Raw genomic sequence first — 18,389 nt, 5'->3', positions numbered from 1 at the left:
CCATCTCTCCGCCCGTGCCGCGGTTCATGCGGCCGCCGGCCTCCCTTCCTTATCGGGACGTTAGATCTGCGGGGCGGACCTTGTCCGGCCGCGCACCCCGCCGCATGCTCTGGGGAACCCCCTCCGCGGGGCGATCCCCCCCCCGTCCACCAGGGACTTCCCTCTGGAGCCGCCATGTCCGCGCACCCCGTCGCCCCGAACTCCCCGGGCTCCCCGCCCGCCCCGAACTCGCGGCCCTCCGACTCCGACGAACGCAGGAAGCGGCGTACCGCCCTGATCGGCGGATCGCTCGGCAACCTCGTGGAGTGGTACGACTGGTTCGTCTACGCCAGCTTCGCGATCTACTTCGCCGACTCCTTCTTCCCCGGCGACAACCCGACCACGCAGCTGATGAACACGGCCGGCATCTTCGCGGTCGGCTTCCTGATGCGTCCCGTCGGCGGGTGGATCCTCGGCCGGGCCGCCGACCGGCACGGACGCAAGAGCGCCCTGACGCTCACCGTCACCATGATGTCGGCCGCCGCCCTGCTGATCGCCATCGCCCCGACCTACGGCCAGGCCGGCTACTTCGGCGCCCTGGTGCTGCTGCTCGCCCGCCTGCTCCAGGGCCTCAGCATCGGCGGCGAGTACGCGGCCAGCGCCACCTACCTCACCGAGGCCTCGGCCCGCGACCGCCGAGGCCTCGGCTCGTCCTTCCAGTACGTGTCGATGACCTGCGGCCAACTGCTCGGCCTGGGCATCCTCATCACCCTGCAACACACGCTCACCACCGCCCAGTTGGAGAGCTGGGGCTGGCGGATCCCCTTCGTCTTCGGGGCGCTGTTCGCGGGCGTGGTGTTCTGGCTGCGGCGCCGGCTCCAGGAGACCGACGCGTTCACGCGGGAGCGGGGCGCCGGCGGCGACACCCGGCGCGGCACCCTGAAGGCCCTGTGGCAGCACCGGCGCCAGGCCGGTCTGGTGATGGCGCTCACCCTCGGCGGCACCGTCGCCTACTACACGTACACCACCTACCTCACCAAGTACCTCGTCGGCAGCGCGGGCATGCCCAAGACGACCGCCACCCTGGTGAGTTTCACCGCCCTGACCCTCTTCGCCGTGCTCCAGCCCTTCGCCGGGATGCTGTCCGACCGGATCGGCCGCCGCCCCCTGCTGATCACCTTCGCGGTGGGCTGTACGGTCGGCACGTACCCGATCATGACCGCCCTCGGCTCGGCGTCCTCGTACTGGTCCGCCCTCGGCCTCTCCCTGCTGGCCCTGGTGATCGTCACCGGCTACACCTCCATCAACGCGGCCGTCAAGGCCGAACTGTTCCCGACCCGCGTGCGCGCCCTCGGCGTCGCCCTGCCGTACGCGATCGCCAACGCGCTCTTCGGCGGGACCGCCGAGTACGTGGCGCTGTGGTTCAAGAACGGCGGCCACGAGAAGATGTTCTTCTGGTACGTGTCCGGCTGCGCGCTCGTCTCCCTCGTCACCTACCTCCTGATGCCCGACACCCGCGACGCCGAGCTCAGCCCCGCCGGGACGCAGGAGGCGGAGACCGGGGGCGCCCCGGGCCCGGGTCCTGGCCCGGAGCCGCGTGCGGCGGCCGGCGCCGAAGCGCGCTGACCGGCCCCGGTGACCGGGGGCGACGGCACCCGTAAGCTGCTGTCCCCTGGCCATGGGTCACCCGTACGGGGGCACCCCGGGTCACCCCCGCCCCCGGCCACCGCTCACGAGGAAGTCCGCCCATGCACGCGCTGCTCGTCGAGGACGACGACCGGATGGCCCAGGCGCTCGGCACCGCCCTCACCCGGCGCGGCCACACCGTCCGCCGGGTGGACCGCGCCCTGGACGCCCTGCGGCACGTGCACGAGGCCGGGTTCGTCCTCCTCGACCTGGGCCTGCCCGACCTGGACGGCCTCGAACTGCTGCGCCGGCTGCGCACCCTGTGCGACGCGCCGCTGATCGTGGTGACCGCCCGCTGCGAGGAGCGGGACATCGTCCAGGGGCTGCGGGCGGGCGCCGACGACTACGTCGTCAAACCGTTCCGCATGGCCGAACTGATGGCCCGCATCGACACGGTGCGCCGCCGCACCGACCACCACCCCGGCCGCCACCCGGACACCGGCCCCGGACAACACCCCGGCGGCGGCCGACCCGTGCGCGCCGGTGACGTGGAGATCGACCCGGCCGCCCGTACCGTCACCGTGGCCGGGACCGGGATCCGGCTGACCCGCCGCGAGTTCGACGTACTCGCCCTCCTCGCCGCCCGCCCGGACGAGGTCCACCCGCGCGCGGAGATCCTCGACCGGATCTGGGGCGACGTGCTGCTCGCGGCCTCCCGCTCGCTGGACGTGCACGTGGCGGGCATCCGATCCAAGACCGGCCGCCCCGGACTGGTCCGCACCGTCCGGGGGTACGGCTACCAGCTCGGTCACCCGCCGCCGCCCGGAGCGGACGGTGCGACGGCTGGCGCGGCGGACGTGGCGGGCGTGGCGGGCGCGGCGGACGATGCGGCGGCCGGCGTGGCGGGCGGTGCTTCGGACGGCGAGCCGTGAGGCGCAGGCTGCTCCTCGTGCTGATGGTGCTCATGGGCGCCGCCGCGCTGCTGCTCTGCGCCCCGCTCGCCGACGCCTACGCCCGCGGCCGGACCGAGCACCTGCTCCTGCAACGCCGCTCGGACGCCGTCCGGTTCGCCGATCTCGCCGACCGGATCCGTACCCGCGCCGACCGGGCGGAACTGGACACCGAGCTCGGCCGTTACGCCCAGCTGTACGGGGCCGGCGTCGTCGTGGTCGACACGGCCGGCGCGACCGTCGCCCGGGCGGGGGCGGAGCCCTTCCGCCCCGGCTCCCCGGCGGAGGAGGCCTGCCGCCGGGCCCTGACCGGCCGCTCCACCGACCGGCTGCCCACCGTCCGCCCCTGGGGTCCGCGCACGGTCGTGATCGCCGAACCGGTCGGCCGGGACGAACAGGTCAGCGGGGCCGTGCTGGTGACCGTACGCACCGACGCGGCCCGCCGGGACGTCACGGTCCGCTGGTCGCTCATCGCCGCCGGGGCCCTCGCCGCCTTCGCCGCCGCGGCCCTGGTCGCGGCGGGCATCACGCGCTGGCTGATGCGCCCGCTCCTCGACCTGGACCGGGCCGTGGCGGGACTGACCGCCGGGAGCCTGCGGGCGCGGGCCGTCTCCGACACCGGACCGCCCGAACTGCGGCGGCTGCGGCAGCGGTTCAACACGATGGCCGAGGCGCTGGCCGACTCCATCGGCCGCCAGCGCGACTTCGTCGCCGACGCCTCCCACCAACTGCGCAACCCGCTGGCCACCCTGGTGCTCCAGCTGGAGAACGTCGAACCGTACGTGGCCCCCGGACCCGGCCGGGACGACCACGCCCGCGCCCTCGACGAGGCGGAACGCCTGGAGGAACTGCTCGACGGCCTGCTCGCCCTGGCCCGGGTCGAGTCCGGGACGGCCGCGCCGGCGGACCAGGACGTGGGGCGCGCGGTCCGGGACCGGGTGACCGCCTGGACGCCCGTCTTCCGCGCGGCCGGCCTCACGCTGACGCTCACCGGGCCGCCGGCCGAACTGCGGGCCCGAGCCCTGCCCGACGCGGCGGCCCGGATCCTGGACTCGCTCCTCGACAACGCCGTCAAGTTCGTGCCGACGGACGGCCGGGTCGAGGTCCAGGCCGCACACGGCGCCGACGGGCAGGCCGTCGTACGGGTCCGCGACGACGGCCCGGGGGTCGCGCGGGAGCACCTCCCGCTGCTGCTGCGGCGGTTCGCGCGCTGCCCCGAGCACCAGAACGTGCCCGGCAGCGGACTCGGACTGGCCATCGCCGAGGAGATCGCCCGCCTCAGCGGCGGCAGCCTCGGCGTCCGCGGCAACACGCCGCACGGTCTCGTCGTCGAGCTGCGGCTGCCGCCCGCCACCGGCGCCGCGGCCCCCGTTCAGCCGTAGACCGACCGGTAGTACCGAGCCGCCCCCGGGTGCAGGGGGACGTTCCCGGTGGAGATCGCGAACCGGGGCTCCAGGCGCACCCCCGCCGTCACGTCGCGCAGCAGGTCGCGCCACCGGTCGAAGACCACCGCGAGCACCGCGCGCACGGCGTCGTCGGGTACGCCGGCCCGGGCCAGGAGGAAGTTGGCGACCCCGATGGTGCCCACCGGCTCGGCCAGCCCGTATGCCGCCGCCGGGAGGGTGACCGCCGAGTAGACGGGGCCGAAGGCCTCCCGTAGCGCGCCCACGTACCCGTCCAGCGCGAGGAACCGCAACGGCACCTCGCGCGCCGCCCCCGCCAGCGCCGGCGTGGGCACGCCCCCGGACCAGAACAGCGCGTCGACCGACCCCTCGCGCAGCGCCGCCACCGACGCGCCCAGGCCCAGCTGCCAGTCCCGCACCGCCGAGGGCCCCGGCCCCAGCCCGGCCGCCCGCAGGACCCGCCCCGCCACCACCTGCACCCCCGACCCGGGCGCGCCCGCCGCGACGGGCCGCCCGGCGAGGTCCGCCACCGACCGCACGGGCCCGCCGGCCGGGACGAGCAGGTGCGTGTAGTTGACGTAGGTCCGCGCGAGCGCCGTCACCGCCGCCGGGCGGGTGAACGACTCGCGCCCCAGCACCGCGTCCTCGGCCACGTCCGCCATCGCCAGCGCCAGTTCGACCGACCCGTCGGCGAGTTTGCGCAGGTTGTCCACGCTCGCGGAGGTACTCACCGGCACGATCTCCAGCCGGGCGCCACTCGCCCGGACGGCCCGCGCCAGCGCCTCGCCGAAGGCGTTGTACGGACCTCCCTCGGGCCCCGTCGCAAGCCGCAGCCGCAGCCGCCGCGCCGGCCCGGCGCCGGTCCCACATCCGGCCACCGCCGCCAGCCCCGCCCCGACCCACCCGGCAGCCACGCGCCGCCGGCTCAACTCCACCCCGCTCACGCGGGAAGCCTACGCACCCCCGGCGGCGGGGGACATCACGGTGTGGCTACTATGGGATTCAAGTCAGACACAGAGTGTAATGGAGGCGTAATGCTGGGTCTTCTTCCCGGCGCCAAGCCCGATCAGGACACGTGCGCCCTGGGACTCGGCGAGATCACCGCGAATCCCTGGATCTTCAAGTGCATGGGCCGCAGGTACAGCGCCAGCCGGTGCGACGACACGGTCGTCATCCAGGACATCACCGACATCACCCGCCCCTTCCCCCTCGGCAAGGCCCAGCCGGACACGGGCAGCCTCTGGAACGTCCACACCCCCCGCGGCCAACTGGCCGGCCGCACCGGAGGGACCCTCCACGCCATCGCCGCCCTCCGCGAGGCCACCCAACCCCCAGGCGTCCTCAACGACGCCTGACGCCCGCCGCCGCCCCCTCCGGCCGGCTCAGGGCTCGCGTGTCGCCGGCCACCCGCACAGCCTGGCCGGCGGCTGGATCCCGCCATGACGCCTCGGTCAGGGGTCGGCCGGGGGAGGGGTGAGGACGCGTACGCAGTCCTGCCACGCCGGTGGGCTCAGCAAGGGCCGCAGCCGGGTGAGCAGGGCCAGCAGTCCCGCGCCGTGTGCGGCGCGGAAGGCGTCGTCCACGGAGGCGATGTCCACCTCGTTGGCGGCGGTCAGCTCCGCGAAGTCGCGGCGCTGCTGCGGCGCGGGGACGAACGCCCGGCCGGTGAAGCGGTCGTGGAAGACAGGTTCCGCCGCGTCGAGCGCCGGGTACGACGCCGCGCGGTCGCAGCTCGCGTAGAAGTGGACGATCGCTTCGGCCTCCGCGCCGATGACCGCCACCAGCCTGGACCGCTCCCCGGCCGGCAGTGGCGCGAGGGGGAATCCGTCCGTGCCGTAGAAGGCGTGGCACAGCCCCGCGAGCTGGAGGGCCGGCCGCGCCTCCCACTCCGCCAGCCGCCGCCGCACGCGCAGCAGATGGGCACCGAGCGTGCCACCGGGATGCGGGGTCCGCGCGGCGCCCGTCTCCTCCAGAAGACGCAGGGCGCCGCGGACGGGGTCGGCCATGGGGGTCATCGCGGTCGGTCCTCTCGCTCAGCCGGTGAACTTCGTCCCGTCAAAGGAGTACGGCAGATTGGAGAGCGCCGCGACGGAGACCTCCGCCGAGCCGCCCGCCGGCGGAACCTTCAGCACGGTCAGGCCCATCACGCGCTGCGTGTACGAGGACCAGGGGATCCCCGCCGTACCGGCCCAGCCGCTGGCGCTGAAGGTCTGCGCGCGCCCGGGGCCCAGGTCCGTACGGAGCGTGGTGACGGCGGTGCAGGCCACGAGGGCGCCGCCGTCGGTGGTGCGCCAGACCGGCCCGTGCGGGGCGCGGGCCACATCGGCGCCGGCTTCGGCCTTGCCCTGCCCGCCGAGTTCCTTGCGGAGGGCCGCGAGAGCGTCCGCGGAGGACGCGCGCAGGTCGGTGACATCCTGGCTCCACTTCACGCCGCCCGCGCCGAGGTCGGTGTGCAGGTAGTCGCCGTAGCGCCCGCACACGCTCGCCGGGCCGGCGGCGAGGCCCTTGACGTCCCCGCCGGTGACGGCCCGGCCGTCCGGACCGATCGCGACCTGGGGCAGCGCCGTCGTCTCGGGGGCGCGGGCCAGGAAGGTCGCGTGCCAGGGGGAGCCCGTCCGCTCCTGGTGGAAGAGGGACCAGCGCAGGACGGTCTCCTTCTTCGCGCTGCCGACCGTCTGGCCGGACACCTCGTGGGCGCCGAGGATCCAGCGGTCGCTGCCGTCGTCCTTACCGGTCGTCCACGTGTGCACGGCCGGATCGGTCGCCGGCGCGTCGGTGGGGTCCGCGTCCCGCTCCGTCCCGTACTTCTCGGCGGTGGCCACGACGGCGAGCTGCTGCTCCAGCAGCGGACCCTCGGTGACGCCCTTCCAGTACTCGGCGTCGAAGCGGTCGGCGTCGACCTTCCCGGCGAGATCCTTGACGACGCCCCGCGCCTCGTCCTCGCTCAGGGGCGCAGCCTTGGCGGGGGCCGCCGCGCTGCTCGGCACGGGCCCGGGCGTCGCCGGTCCGGCGCCCGCCCGCGGAGTCTGCCCGGCGCATCCCGCCGTCGCGGCGAGCGTGAACAGTACGGCGAGGGCCGCGGGTACGGAACGTCTCATGAATTTCCCCAGGGAGCGGTGTACAGGCCCCTGATCATGCACTATGCCCTGCGGCCGGAAGCCCTCGGTCACCGCCCGGATCCGGCATGAGCGGCCCCGGCGAGGGAAGGCGGCGGCGACACCGGACCGGGCCGGCGCCAAGTCGGGTGCGAGGGCCCTCCCCGCTCCGTAAGCTCGTGCCGCTCAGGGACGTATGGGATGCGGACGGACGGGACGTGGAGCCTTCATGACGACACCGCGGGACTTGCTGATCGTCACCATGGACACGGCGTCGGACCGCCCTGTCGAACAGGGCGACCTGTCATTGGCGCTCGCGGGCGCCGAACTAATCGACCTCCTCGGCGCCGGCGCCACCGCACTGGACGGCGACCGGATCGTGCCGGGCGACCCCACGACCCAGGCCGACCGCCTGCTCGACGAGGCGGCCGGGTCGCTCGACCGGAAGACCCCCCACGAATCCGTCGAGGACTGGCTGTGGCGCAGGGGCCGCGGGCTGTCCGAGACGTACCGGACCGCGATGGAGGGGGAGGGCGAGCTCGTACGGGAACGCCACCGCGGGATCTCCTTCCGGGCCGGCAAACTCGCCCCGGCCGATACGCCCGCCCGCCGCCGGGCCGCGGACCGCTGGGCCTCGGACGAACCGGTCCTCGTCCTCCTCGCGGAGGCCCTGGGCGTACGGAGCGAACGGGGCGCGGGCGCGGACACTCCGGACGTGGCCGACGACTCCGTGGCGACGGTACTCGCCGCCGTCAACGACGCGCTGGTGGAGCTGGGATCCGTACGACAGCGGCGCGCCATCGAGGACGCCGCATTCGACAACATCTGGCGGGGCGGAGGCGGCTGACGGAGCGGCTGACGCGGCGGCCGGCGGAACGCGCCCGGCGGGCGGCCCGTTTGGCGGGGGCCGCCGCGACGTGTTAGATTGATCTTGTTCCCGCGGCCGTACGCCACGACAGCGGGACCGGCGTTGGTGGTCCAAGGAAAGACACCCCACTTCCCGTGGGGGGATGCAGGTGCAAGGCCTGCCCAGCGCTCAACCACGAAAGGCCCCGGCCTCCTTAGGGAGACCGGGGCCTTTCGGCGTACGCCATCTGCCCGACTGTTCCGCGCCCGTCGGTTCCGGGTCGGGCCGTGCCGGGTAGGGGGCGCGCATGAGGCGATTTGAGGGGTATGGGGTGCTGGTCACCGGTGCGGGGCGTGGGATCGGTGAGGCCGTCGCACGGCGGCTGGCCGGGGAGGGGGCGCGGGTCCTCGTCACCGATGTGGACGGCGACCGGGCCGAGAAGGCGGCCGCCGGCATCCGGGAGGGCGCGGGCGCGGCCGAGGCGCTGGTCTGCGACGTGGGCGACCGGGCCTCCGTCGAGGCGGCCGTCGCGTACGCCGTCCGGCACTTCGGCACGCTCGACGTCCTGGTCAACAACGCCTACGCCTGCCACCCCGACGCCCCCCGCTTCGAGGACGAGACCGACGAGGTCTGGCAGCGGGACCTCGACATCACCCTGACCGGCGCCTACCGCTGCGCCCGGGCCGCCCTCCCGCACCTCGCGGCCGCCCCCGGCCGGCGGGGAGCCATCGTCAGCATCGGCTCGGTCAACGGCGAGCAGGACTTCGGCAACCACGCCTACAGCGCGGCCAAGGCGGGCCTGGCCGGGCTGACCCGTACGCTCGCCGGCCACGCGGCGCCGCGCGGTGTCCGGGTGAATCTGATCGCCCCCGGCACCGTACGGACCGACGCCTGGGCGGGGCGCGAGGAGATCCTGGAGATCGCCGCGGGCCAGTACCCGCTCGGCCGGGTCGGCCTGCCCGAGGACATCGCGGCGGCGGTGGCCTTCCTGGCCTCCCGGGACGCCGCCTGGATCACGGGGGTGACCCTGCCCGTGGACGGTGGCATTCTGGTCAGCCGGCCCGGCTGGTCGCGGGCGCTGGCCGGGGAGTGAGGCTTACGCGCCGTCCCCCAGCCGGTCGCGCTGGATCCGGTGGGCGAGGGCGCGCCGTACGGAGGCCGAGCCGGCGGCGGTGTCGGCGGGAGCGGCCTTCGCCGGTGCGTCGAGACCCCGGCTGATCCGGTCGTACGCGTCCCGGTACCCGCCGGGCAACTCCGCCCGGTGCGCCGCCAGGTCCGCCTCCACGAGGCGCCGCAGCTCATCGACGTCGCGCGGAGTGAACCGCTTCCGGCTCCGGGCGAGGGCGTCGACGTGACCGGCGCAGCGGGCGGCGCCGCGCAACGTCTCGGCGAGTTCCTCGGCGAGGCCCCACAGGCGGCCCTCCAGCCACGGCAGGTCGTACTGGTCGAGGGAGAGGTCCATCGGAGCGGGAGCCCCGCCCGGCCCGTGCCTCGTCACCTGCTTGGACACGGCAGGCTGGCTCATCCCGGTCAGCCGGGCGATCTTGTGCTGGCTCCAGCCCAGGGCCGCCAGCGCCCTGATCAGCTCGGTGCGCCGCCCGCGCATCTCCTCGCCCGCGCGGATCACCTCGTTCATGTCCGCGAACACGCGCCCCGCCTGCTCCTCGGTCAGCGTGCCGGGGTCCCGCGCTGCCTGGTCCTCGCCTGTCATGACTCGGTTATACACCGGACTGCCGGGCTGGCGAGACTGCCGATAACCAGGTTGTACAACCTGGTTATAAGTGGCACGCTCCGCACCATGCCCACCTTCACCGCACCCGACGGAACCCGCCTCGCCTACCGCGTGAGCGGGGACGGCGACCCGCTCCTGTGTCTCCCCGGAGGCCCCACCGACTCCCGCTACCTCGGCGACCTCGGCGGCCTCTCGGCACACCGCCGGCTGATCGTCCTGGACCTGCGCGGAACCGGCCGCTCCGCCGTCCCCGAAGACCCCGCGAGCTACCGCTGTGACCGCCAGACCGACGACGTCGAGGCCTTGCGCGCCCACCTCGGGCTCTGCCGTGTCGACGTACTGGCCCACTCCGCGGGCGCGAACCTCGCGGCGCGCTACGCCGCCCGGTACCCGCGGCGCATCGGCAGGCTCGCGCTGGTCGGCCCCGGCATCCGGGCCGTCGGCATCGAGGCCACCGGGGAGGCGCGGCGTGCACTCGCCCTGCGCCGGGCGGCCGAACCCTGGTTCCCCGAGGCCTTCGCCGCGCTGGAGGCGATCACCACCGGCACGGGCGCCGACTGGGAGGCCATCGCCCCCTTCTTCCACGGCCGGTGGGACGCGGCGGCACGCGCCCACCACGCCGCGGCCCGGCCGTCCGACATGGAGGTCGTCGCCCACTTCGGCGCGGAGGGCGCCTTCGACCCCGAGGGCACCCGCCGCGCCCTGGCCGCCCTCACGGCCCCCGTACTGCTGCTCGTCGGCGAGCTCGACCTGAACAGCCCGCCCGGAACGGTCGCCGAGTTCGCGGAACTCCTCGCGGACCCCACCCTGGTCGTCCAGCCGGGAGCGGGCCACCACCCCTGGCTCGACGACCCCACCCGCTTCGTGACGACGACGACCGCCTTCCTCGACGGTCCGCCGGCGCGGCCGACTTACGCGTCAGTCCGGCCCGGGTTGCCGAACCAGGTGGTGGCGGAGCGTTCGAAGGCCGCCGGGTCGGGCTGAGGGGCGTCCGCCCAGGCGACCACGCCGTCGGGGCGGACGAGGACGGCGCCCAGTCCGAGGTCGTCCCGCGCGGGCCCGGCCGCGTACCGGATCCGGCCTTCCCAGCCCGTCGCCGCGTCCCGCAGGAGCCGGCCGGCGCTGAAGTCCAGTACGACGCCGCGCCCCTCCCGCAGCAGCTCGCCGAGCTGGGTGCCGTCCTGGAGGCACAGCTCAGGGGCGTTGCGGCCGATCAGCGGATGGGTGCCGCCGAGGTCGTAACGGATCGACGTCCCCGAGAGCCTCTCGACCACGTAGGCCGTTCCGTCGGGAGTGGAGACCAGGTCGCGCACCACCTTCTGGATGGCCTGGGCGTGCGGGTCCGGGTCCATGACCGCCACCTGGGCGCGCGACCAGTCGAGGACCCGCGCGCCGACCGGATGGCGCTCACCGGTGTAGGTGTCGAGGAGCCCCTCGGGTGCCTGCCCGAGCACGGTGGCCGCCAGCTTCCACCCCAGGTTCAGGGCGTCGCCGAGACCGGTGTTGAGTCCCTGGCCGCCGAGCGGGGAGTGGATGTGGGCGGCGTCGCCCGCGAGCAGGACGCGTCCGCGCCGGTAGGACGTCGTCTGCATCGCCCGGTCGGTGAAGCTCGTCGCGAGCCGGACGTCGTCCAGCGTCACGTCGGCGCCGGACACCCGGCGCAGCACCGTCTGGAGGTGCTCGCGCGTCGGCTGCCGCGAGCGGTCGAACGCGCCCGCGTCGAAGTCCATCATTCCGATGGCCCCGTTCGGGACGGAGAGGTACATGCCCATGGGGGTCAGGTGGAACCCGGGGCTCAGCTTCTCGGGGTCGGCGAGGGTGGCGTCCATGAGGAAGCCGGTGAACCTGGGCTCCGTACCGACGAATTCGAAGCCCGTGAGCCGGCGCACCGTGCTGCGTCCGCCGTCGCAGCCGACGAGCCAGCGCGCGGGATACGCTTCGCCGTCGGCCTGCGCGACCACGCTCTCGTCGTCCTGTGCGACGGCCGAGACCGTGACGCCGCGCCTTATGTCCACGCCGAGCTTGGCCGCCTGCTCGGCCAGTACCGCCTCGACCGCGGCGAGGTGCGTCGCCACGTTCTCCGGCGCCGGGCTGGGCAGCCGGAACGGCGCGTCGTCATCGATCCCGGTCGAGTCGAGCACGATGCCGGCGAAGTGGCCCCCGCGCCGGGGGAACGGCGACCTCTCCCCGCCGGGGCCGCGCGGGCCGCCCGAGGCCGTCAGCATCCGGTCCAGCATCCCCCGCCGGTAGAACGCCTCGGCCGAGGCGGCGGTCAGCCCGCGCAGGCCGAGCGGAAGCGCCTTGAGCGGGGAGCCGGGCTCCGGCTCCCGTTCGAGCACGAGGACCGAGCAGCCCGCCAGCCCGAGCTCGCACGCCAGGAACAGACCGACCGGACCGGCGCCTACGATCACTACGTCATGCACGAGGGTTCCCCTTCCCCTGCCGACCGCCGGGCGGCTGCCCGGCGGATCCCTGCAAAGGTCCCAAACCCCACCGACACCGGACCGACAGCCGCAACCGCGCGACCGACAGCGAACCGACACGCACCTGGGCGGCGCGCCGTCTCCGCGGCCCCGTGGGCCCGGACGGGGGACAGGGCGGTGTCACGGCGGGGCGCGGCGGCGGGCGCGGTGAGGATCGGGGGATGGGCTTCGTACTGCCGGTCCTCTTCGCGCTGTTCGCGGCGCTCAGCAACGCCCTGGCGACCGTCCTCCAGCGGCGGGCCTCGCTCACCGTGCCGCAGAGCGGCCGCTTCCGCTTCGGGCTCGTCCTCGATCTGCTGAAGCGGCCGCTCTGGATCGGCGGGATCCTCGCGGTGATCGCGGCCGGGGTGGGGCAGGCCGCGGCGCTGGCGACCGGTGCGCTGGCCCTCGTACAGCCCTTGTTCGTACTGGAGCTGCCGCTCGCGCTGCTCATCGCCTCGCTGGTGACGCGGAGCCGGCTGCCGGGGAGGGTGTGGCTCGCGGTGGCGGGCGTGGTGGCCGGGCTCGGGGTCCTGCTCGTGGCCGCCTCGCCCGCCGGGAACCGTACGCACGTCCCGCTCGACCGGTGGGGCCTGGCGCTGGCGGCGTGCGCGGGCGCGGTCGCCGTGCTGGCCACGGCCGGACTGCGGCGGCCGGCCGGGCGGATGCGGGCCGGCTGCCTCGGCGCGGCCACCGCCGTCTGCTACGCGCTCACCGCCGCCCTGATGAAGTCGGCCGTGCACGTGCTCCAGGAGCGTGGCGCCGTCGGGTTCCTGACGGCCTGGGAGACGTACGCGTTCGGCGCGAGCGGGGTCTGTGCCCTGCTGCTCCTCGAACACGCCATGCAGGGCGGCCCGCTGGTCGCCTCACAGCCCGCGCTGACGCTCGGGGACGCGGGCGCCAGCGTCGCGCTGGGGGTGCTGCTGTACGAGGAACACCTGCGGGCGCACTGGTGGCTGCTGCCGCAGCTGCTCGGCCTGGCCCTGATCTGCGCCGGGGTGTTCGCCCTGGCCAGAGCCGGCGCGGGAGCCGAAGCCGGCGGGACGTGAGGCGCGGAGGCGGCCGGCGCGATCGCCGACCGCCCCCGTCCGGCGTACTCCTGGCTCAGTTGGTGCCGAGGTGGGCGAACTCCGCCCACTCCTTCTCGCCTTCCTTGGCGCACGCCGAGGTGTAGACGGGGCCGAACATGGCCGGGATGGCGGCGGCCGACGAGCAGTTGGACGCGAAGGCGGCGTGGCCACCCTCGAAGTGGCCCAGGTCGGCGCCGTCGTCCGCCAGGGCGGCACCGGCGCCGCCCAGCATGATGCCCGCGGCCAGGACGGTGGCGGTGAGGGCAGAGCGCATACGCATGACTACTCCTAAGGATTTCCGGATGGCGCGTCGGGAAGGTGCGCGTCGGCCGGTTAAACGTCACACCCGGTCCACCGGAAACGGCGTTTCACTCCAATGCCGGACAAGCGGCGCGGAAGGGCGTCAATGCGACGCCACCGTACGCATCGCATCGCATCGCATCGCGCCGCCCGCCCGCCCGCCCCTCGCTCGTGAGGCGGATCAGACGGAGAGGGAGATCTCGGTCGACTTGATCAGCGCGACGACGGGGGAGCCGGAGGCGAGGCGGAGGGCCTCGACGGCGTCCTTGGTGATCGCGGCGGTCAGTTCGCCGCCCGCCACGGAGACCTTGACGGTGCCCATGGCGCCGCCGGTCGCCACGTCGGTGACGGTGCCCGCGATCTGGTTGCGGATGGAGATGCCCTCGACCGGTCCGGTCGCCAGGGAGACCTCGGTGGACTTCACGAGCGCCTTGACGGCGGTGCCTTCGGCCAGGCCCAGGTCCTTGACGGCGTCGGTGGTGATCGCGGCGGTGATGTCCTGACCGCCCGCCAGGCGGATCTTCACCGCGGACATGGCTTCACCGGTCGTGACGGAGGTGATGGTGCCGGGAATCTGGTTACGGATGCTCAGGCTCATGTAGACAACGCCTCATTCGGAATCGGTGGGTCATGCGAGGCGACCTGCCGGCCGCCCCATCCGGCACGCTAGCCGCACGCGTTCCACCCCGCGCGGACCCCTTCTCATCCGCGAGGCGCAACCCGGGTACGGCATCGCAATTCCGTCCCGACCGGACGTCGCGAAGAATCCGGTGGCACGGGGGAGTGTGGTGACCTCGTCGATGGGCCGGCCCGGCGAGCCGCGGCCCCGGCGGCCGGCCCTCCGGCACCCGACTCCTGTGCCAGGGTGTTCGCATGAACGTTTCCTCCGACTCGACAGCGCGCGGGCCGGCCCTGGTGGTCGGTGGCACCGGCATGCTCGCGGGGGTGGTGACCGGCCTCCTCCAGGACGGCCGCACCACGGCGGTGGTCTCCCGCCGGCCCGGTCCGGCGCGTCCCGGTCCGGCGCGCTCCGGGGTGGCGGCCCGTGGCCGTCTGGTGCCGGTGAGCGCCGACTACGCCGACCCCGCCCGCTTCGCCCAGCGGCTCCGGGACGCCGCCGCGCGTACGGGCCCGTTCCGCCTGGCGGTGCTGTGGGTGCACGCCGGGGGGCGTCCGCACGCGTACGCCGCCGTCGCCGACGCCCTTGCGGACGACGCGCTGGTCGTCGAGGTCCTCGGCAGTGGCGCCGCCGCGCCGACGGCGCCCGCGCACCGGCCACCGGAAGCGCTGCGCCACCTGCGCCACCGCGCCGTCGTCCTCGGGTTCACCGGCGACGGGCCCCGGACCCGGTGGCTCGACCACCGGCAGATCAGCGAAGGCGTGCTGGCCGCGGTGCGGGACCCGGGCGGCGGCGGCCCGCACGTCGTCGGTCGCGTCCGCCCCTGGGAGCACCGGCCCTCGGGCTGACGCGGGGGCGCTTTGTGTCGGGTGCGTACGTCCTCGTCCGGGTCGGTCAGGCGGCGAAGCGGCCGCAGAGCCAGTTCCTGGGGTCAGCCGGGACCGGCACCTGCGGGCGGGATACGCTCCCGGACCGCTGGGCACATCCGCCCGGTCCGTCACCCGCCGGCCTCGGGCGTCGCGGGCGTCACGGGCGTCGCGGGTGTCATCCTGGAGAGGTTCGTGGCCGTCGTCCGGCCGGGTGGGTTCCGTCGCCGGGAGGGCGCGCTGAGTACCGTCATAGCCGAGTCGCTGTCCCTCGCCGTGCTGCTGGGGGTGCTGGCGTTCGCCGTCGTCCGGCCCCGCGGGCTGCCGGAGGCGGTGGCCGCCGTACCGGCCGCCGGACTGCTCGTGGGGCTCGGGGCGGTCGCCCCGAAGGCCGCCTGGGAGCAGACCCGGGAGCTGCTGCCCGTCGTCGGCTTCCTCGCCGTGATCCTGGCGCTGGCGCGGCTGTGCGCCGACGAGGGGCTGTTCCGGGCGGCCGGCGACGCGGTGGCCCGCCGGTGCGGGCGCAGCCCGAAGACCCTGCTGGGCGGGGTGTTCGCGGTCGCCGCCCTCGTCACCGCTTCGCTGAGCCTGGACGCCACGGTGGTGCTCCTGACCCCGGTCGTGTTCGCCACCGCGGCCCGCCTCGGCGCCCGGCCCGGGCCGCACGTGTACGGGACCGCGCACCTGGCGAACTCCGCCTCCCTGCTGCTGCCGGTCTCCAACCTGACCAACCTGCTCGCCTTCACTGCCAGCGGCCTGTCCTTCACCCGCTTCGCCGCCCTGATGACACTGCCCTGGCTGGCCGCGATCGCCGTCGAGTACGCCGTCCTCCGCCGCTTCTTCCGGACCGTCCTGGCCGAGCCCGTGGACCCGCCACGGGCCGTGGCGGCGCCCCCGTCCGTACCGCGCTTTCCGCTGGTGGTGCTCGCGCTGACCCTGGCCGGGTTCGCGGTGGCCTCCTTCGCGGGAGCCAGTCCCGCCTGGGCCGCCCTCGCCGGCACCCTCGTCCTCGCCTGCCGCGCGCTGTACCGCCGCGAGACGACGCCCCGACGGCTCGTCGCCTCCGCCGCGCCCGCGTTCTGCCTGTTCGTCCTCGCGCTGGGCGTCGTCGTACGGGCGGTCGTCGACCACGGCCTGGGCGACGCCCTCGGGACCGTCCTGCCCGGGGGAGCCTCGCTCCCCGCCCTGCTGGCCGTCGCCGGGATCGCCGCGGTACTGGCGAACCTGATCAACAACCTGCCCGCCGTCCTGGCCCTGCTTCCCGTCGCCGCCCCGGCCGGCCCCGGGCCCGTCCTCGCCGTACTGATCGGCGTGAACATCGGCCCGAACCTCACCTACGTCGGCTCGCTCGCCACCCTGCTGTGGCGGCGCATCGTGCACGAGCACGGCGAGCGGGTCTCCCTCGGCGAGTTCACCCGGCTCGGCCTGCTCACCACCCCGGCCGCCCTCGCCGCCGCCGTCACCGCCCTCTGGGCGTCCCTGCGGCTCCTCGGCACCGGCTGAACCGGGCCGCACGCGCGTGCGGCGCGCCCCGGCCGGTGGCCGTGACGCGCCGCACGCGCGGGGGCGGCGGCCTCACCCTCGTCGTCGGTGAGGCCGCCGGTCCGGGTCAGCCGCGGTGGTGGCCGCCATGGCCCCACGAGTTGGTGTCGATCACCTTGTTGCGGTCGTCGCGCAGGGTGGCGGTGTCCACCTTGTCCCAGATCTGCTGGCGGCGGCCCTGGTACACGTCACGGCTGGTGTTGCGGCCCTGGCCGGTGTGCACCTTGACGGCGGAGTGGCCCGCCAGCCGGAACTCGCCGAAGCGGTAGCGGTTGCCCTGGCGGTCGGTGAGCGTGTAGCCGCGCAGGTTGACGGTGTGCTTCCCGGTGTTCTTCACCTCGACCCATTCGCCGTTCAGCGCGTGGTTGGAGCGGTCGTCGCGGCCGGGGCCGTCGTACTGGACGTTGCCGATGGCGATCGCGGAGTGCGCGCGGCCGTGGTCGCGCCCGTGGTCGGCGGCGGCGGCCGGCAGGGCCGCCGAGCCGAGGAGGACGCCCGCGGCCAGGAAGGCGGTGACGGCCCGGCGGGTGGCGAGAGAAGCAGACATGAAGATGACCCCTTCAACTTCAACAGACAGCACCGACCGGTCTGGTGAATGCGGTCGGGCTCCGAACGGTCCCGGCGTCCAGCCGGGCAGGCACACTCTGGCCCCCCGGACGGGCCGGGGCGTGGCTGCACGCGACGCGTTTTACCAAATAGGGACATGTCCGTAACTCTCCCTTGTAAGTGTGCGGATGGCATCGTTCCGCATGAGCGGTGCGCCGGGCGTTGTCCGCCGGGCCGTACGCCGGGCCGTACGCCAGGCGGTATGCCAGGCCGTCCGGCGTCCCACCAGCGCGCCCGCCCCGCGTACGCTCGTTCCCGTGCCAGCTCCCCGCCTGCGTCGTGTCGCCGTCCTCGTGCTCGAAGGCGCCAAGCCCCTCGACGTCGGCATTCCGGCGCAGGTGTTCACCACCCGCGCGAGCGTGCCGTACGAGGTACGGGTGTGCGGCGCGGAGCCCGGCCTCGTGGCCGGCGGCGACGGCCTCTCCTATCACGTCGGGCACGGCCTGGAGGCGCTGGCGTGGGCCGACATCGTCTTCGTCCCGGGCTACCGGTTCCCCGACCGCGAGGAGCCGCCGCCGGCCGTGGTCGAGGCGCTGATCGCCGCCCACGACCGGGGCGTCCGGCTCGCCGCCATCTCGACCGGCGCCTTCGCGCTCGCCGCCACGGGCCTGCTCGACGGCAAGCGCGCCACGACGCACTGGCACTACGCGCGGGCCCTGGCGGCGAAGCGCCCGCTGGTCCGCGTCGACGAGAACGTGCTGTTCGTCGACGAGGGCAGCGTGCTGACCTCGGCCGGCGCCGCCTCGGGCATCGACCTGTGCCTGCACGTCCTGCGGGGCGACCTCGGCGTGGCCGCGTCGAACCACACCGCGCGGCGCCTGGTCGCGGCCCCCTACCGCAGCGGCGGCCAGGCGCAGTACGTACCGCGCAGCGTGCCCGAGGCACTCGGCGAGCGGTTCGCCGCCACCCGCGAGTGGGCGCTGCGCCGGCTCGGTGAGCCCCTCACCCTGGAGGCGCTCGCCCGGCACGCCGCCGTGTCGCCGCGCACGTTCTCGCGCCGCTTCGCCGAGGACACGGGCTACACGCCGATGCAGTGGGTCATGCGCGCCCGCGTCGACATGGCCCGCGAGCTGCTCGAACGCTCGGAACGCGGTGTCGAGCAGATCGCCGCCGACGTCGGCCTCGGGACCGGCGCCAACCTGCGGCTGCACTTCCAGCACATCCTCGGCACCACGCCGACCGAGTACCGGCGCACCTTCACCCGGGGCGAGTAGCCGGCCCTCGGGGCAGGCCGTGGCAGGTCGTGGCGGGATCCTTGCGGACCATGGCGATCACGCCGCTTCCACCGGTGG

19 protein-coding genes are annotated in these 18,389 nt (G+C 74.8%); 11 read left to right on the top strand and 8 right to left on the bottom strand.

Features of this window, described 5'->3' with window-relative positions:
• Positions 1 to 174 precede the first annotated feature (174 nt).
• The 3 genes from ACZ6ZT_RS10555 to ACZ6ZT_RS10545 all read left to right on the top strand — a co-directional run bounded on the left by ACZ6ZT_RS10555 (position 175) and on the right by ACZ6ZT_RS10545 (position 3,937).
• Positions 175 to 1,605 carry an MFS transporter gene (locus tag ACZ6ZT_RS10555; protein WP_469717530.1) on the top strand — a complete coding sequence of 477 codons (1,431 nt, stop codon included), beginning with the start codon at positions 175 to 177 and terminating at the stop codon, positions 1,603 to 1,605.
• Between the two features lie 122 nt (positions 1,606 to 1,727).
• A complete protein-coding gene (locus tag ACZ6ZT_RS10550) occupies positions 1,728 to 2,537 on the top strand; it encodes a response regulator transcription factor (protein ID WP_469717528.1) in 810 nt (269 codons plus the stop codon).
• Positions 2,534 to 3,937: a sensor histidine kinase gene (locus ACZ6ZT_RS10545; RefSeq protein ID WP_469717526.1), complete on the top strand. Its 1,404-nt coding sequence runs from the start codon at positions 2,534 to 2,536 to the stop codon at positions 3,935 to 3,937. The genes ACZ6ZT_RS10550 and ACZ6ZT_RS10545 overlap by 4 nt, the downstream gene beginning before the upstream one ends.
• Here ACZ6ZT_RS10545 and ACZ6ZT_RS10540 read toward each other — a convergent pair.
• Positions 3,928 to 4,902 (bottom strand): TAXI family TRAP transporter solute-binding subunit, encoded by a 975-nt coding sequence (locus tag ACZ6ZT_RS10540; protein WP_469717524.1) that lies wholly within the window; start codon positions 4,900 to 4,902, stop codon positions 3,928 to 3,930. The two genes, ACZ6ZT_RS10545 and ACZ6ZT_RS10540, sit on opposite strands and share 10 nt — an antisense overlap.
• 90 nt (positions 4,903 to 4,992) lie before the next feature.
• On the opposite strand from ACZ6ZT_RS10540, the gene ACZ6ZT_RS10535 reads away from it, so the two are divergent.
• A complete protein-coding gene (locus ACZ6ZT_RS10535; RefSeq protein ID WP_469717522.1) occupies positions 4,993 to 5,313 on the top strand; it encodes a hypothetical protein in 321 nt (106 codons plus the stop codon).
• A 96-nt stretch (positions 5,314 to 5,409) separates the two neighbouring features.
• Here the strand turns inward: ACZ6ZT_RS10535 and ACZ6ZT_RS10530 are convergent, their stop codons facing one another.
• Both ACZ6ZT_RS10530 and ACZ6ZT_RS10525 read right to left on the bottom strand, forming a co-directional pair.
• Positions 5,410 to 5,964: a DUF6817 domain-containing protein gene (locus tag ACZ6ZT_RS10530; RefSeq protein WP_469718246.1), complete on the bottom strand. Its 555-nt coding sequence runs from the start codon at positions 5,962 to 5,964 to the stop codon at positions 5,410 to 5,412.
• Positions 5,965 to 5,991: 27 nt separating this feature from the next.
• Positions 5,992 to 7,056: a hypothetical protein gene (locus ACZ6ZT_RS10525; protein WP_469717520.1), complete on the bottom strand. Its 1,065-nt coding sequence runs from the start codon at positions 7,054 to 7,056 to the stop codon at positions 5,992 to 5,994.
• A gap of 226 nt (positions 7,057 to 7,282) precedes the next feature.
• Between ACZ6ZT_RS10525 and ACZ6ZT_RS10520 the strand changes: the two genes are divergently transcribed.
• Positions 7,283 to 7,900 carry a GOLPH3/VPS74 family protein gene (locus tag ACZ6ZT_RS10520; RefSeq protein WP_469717519.1) on the top strand — a complete coding sequence of 206 codons (618 nt, stop codon included), beginning with the start codon at positions 7,283 to 7,285 and terminating at the stop codon, positions 7,898 to 7,900.
• A gap of 307 nt (positions 7,901 to 8,207) precedes the next feature.
• A complete protein-coding gene (locus ACZ6ZT_RS10515; protein WP_469717517.1) occupies positions 8,208 to 8,993 on the top strand; it encodes an SDR family NAD(P)-dependent oxidoreductase in 786 nt (261 codons plus the stop codon).
• A gap of 3 nt (positions 8,994 to 8,996) precedes the next feature.
• Here ACZ6ZT_RS10515 and ACZ6ZT_RS10510 read toward each other — a convergent pair whose 3' ends face one another.
• Positions 8,997 to 9,611 (bottom strand): sigma-70 family RNA polymerase sigma factor, encoded by a 615-nt coding sequence (locus ACZ6ZT_RS10510; RefSeq protein WP_469717515.1) that lies wholly within the window; start codon positions 9,609 to 9,611, stop codon positions 8,997 to 8,999.
• An 87-nt stretch (positions 9,612 to 9,698) separates the two neighbouring features.
• Here ACZ6ZT_RS10510 and ACZ6ZT_RS10505 point away from each other — a divergent pair, with 87 nt between their 5' ends.
• Entirely contained in the window at positions 9,699 to 10,616 is a 918-nt protein-coding gene (locus tag ACZ6ZT_RS10505; RefSeq protein WP_469717513.1) for an alpha/beta fold hydrolase, read from the top strand.
• Here ACZ6ZT_RS10505 and ACZ6ZT_RS10500 read toward each other — a convergent pair.
• Positions 10,544 to 12,055 carry an FAD-dependent monooxygenase gene (locus ACZ6ZT_RS10500; RefSeq protein ID WP_469717511.1) on the bottom strand — a complete coding sequence of 504 codons (1,512 nt, stop codon included), beginning with the start codon at positions 12,053 to 12,055 and terminating at the stop codon, positions 10,544 to 10,546. The two genes, ACZ6ZT_RS10505 and ACZ6ZT_RS10500, sit on opposite strands and share 73 nt — an antisense overlap.
• A gap of 221 nt (positions 12,056 to 12,276) precedes the next feature.
• On the opposite strand from ACZ6ZT_RS10500, the gene ACZ6ZT_RS10495 reads away from it, so the two are divergent.
• Positions 12,277 to 13,143, top strand: coding sequence for a DMT family transporter (locus ACZ6ZT_RS10495; RefSeq protein WP_469717509.1), 867 nt, complete (start codon positions 12,277 to 12,279; stop codon positions 13,141 to 13,143).
• Between the two features lie 55 nt (positions 13,144 to 13,198).
• On the opposite strand, the gene ACZ6ZT_RS10490 is transcribed toward ACZ6ZT_RS10495, so the two are convergent.
• The gene (locus tag ACZ6ZT_RS10490; protein ID WP_469717507.1) at positions 13,199 to 13,444 is read right to left on the bottom strand and encodes a hypothetical protein; all 246 of its coding nucleotides are present in this window, start codon (positions 13,442 to 13,444) and stop codon (positions 13,199 to 13,201) included.
• Positions 13,445 to 13,645: 201 nt separating this feature from the next.
• Entirely contained in the window at positions 13,646 to 14,062 is a 417-nt protein-coding gene (locus ACZ6ZT_RS10485; RefSeq protein WP_469717504.1) for a TOBE domain-containing protein, read from the bottom strand.
• A gap of 275 nt (positions 14,063 to 14,337) precedes the next feature.
• On the opposite strand from ACZ6ZT_RS10485, the gene ACZ6ZT_RS10480 reads away from it, so the two are divergent.
• A complete protein-coding gene (locus ACZ6ZT_RS10480; protein WP_469717502.1) occupies positions 14,338 to 14,931 on the top strand; it encodes a Rossmann-fold NAD(P)-binding domain-containing protein in 594 nt (197 codons plus the stop codon).
• Between the two features lie 258 nt (positions 14,932 to 15,189).
• Positions 15,190 to 16,452 carry an SLC13 family permease gene (locus ACZ6ZT_RS10475; protein WP_469718243.1) on the top strand — a complete coding sequence of 421 codons (1,263 nt, stop codon included), beginning with the start codon at positions 15,190 to 15,192 and terminating at the stop codon, positions 16,450 to 16,452.
• Positions 16,453 to 16,558: 106 nt separating this feature from the next.
• Here the strand turns inward: ACZ6ZT_RS10475 and ACZ6ZT_RS10470 are convergent, their stop codons facing one another.
• Positions 16,559 to 17,038 carry a lamin tail domain-containing protein gene (locus ACZ6ZT_RS10470; RefSeq protein ID WP_469717500.1) on the bottom strand — a complete coding sequence of 160 codons (480 nt, stop codon included), beginning with the start codon at positions 17,036 to 17,038 and terminating at the stop codon, positions 16,559 to 16,561.
• A gap of 316 nt (positions 17,039 to 17,354) precedes the next feature.
• Between ACZ6ZT_RS10470 and ACZ6ZT_RS10465 the strand changes: the two genes are divergently transcribed.
• Complete coding sequence (locus ACZ6ZT_RS10465) at positions 17,355 to 18,311, top strand: GlxA family transcriptional regulator (protein WP_469717498.1); 957 nt, start codon at positions 17,355 to 17,357, stop codon at positions 18,309 to 18,311.
• The last annotated feature ends 78 nt before the right edge of the window (positions 18,312 to 18,389 follow it).

The sequence above is a fragment of the Streptomyces sp. NPDC102258 genome (genome assembly GCF_055584685.1).
The sequence above is the reverse complement of the archived record's forward strand: the minus strand, read 5'-3'. Positions and strand labels throughout refer to the sequence as shown.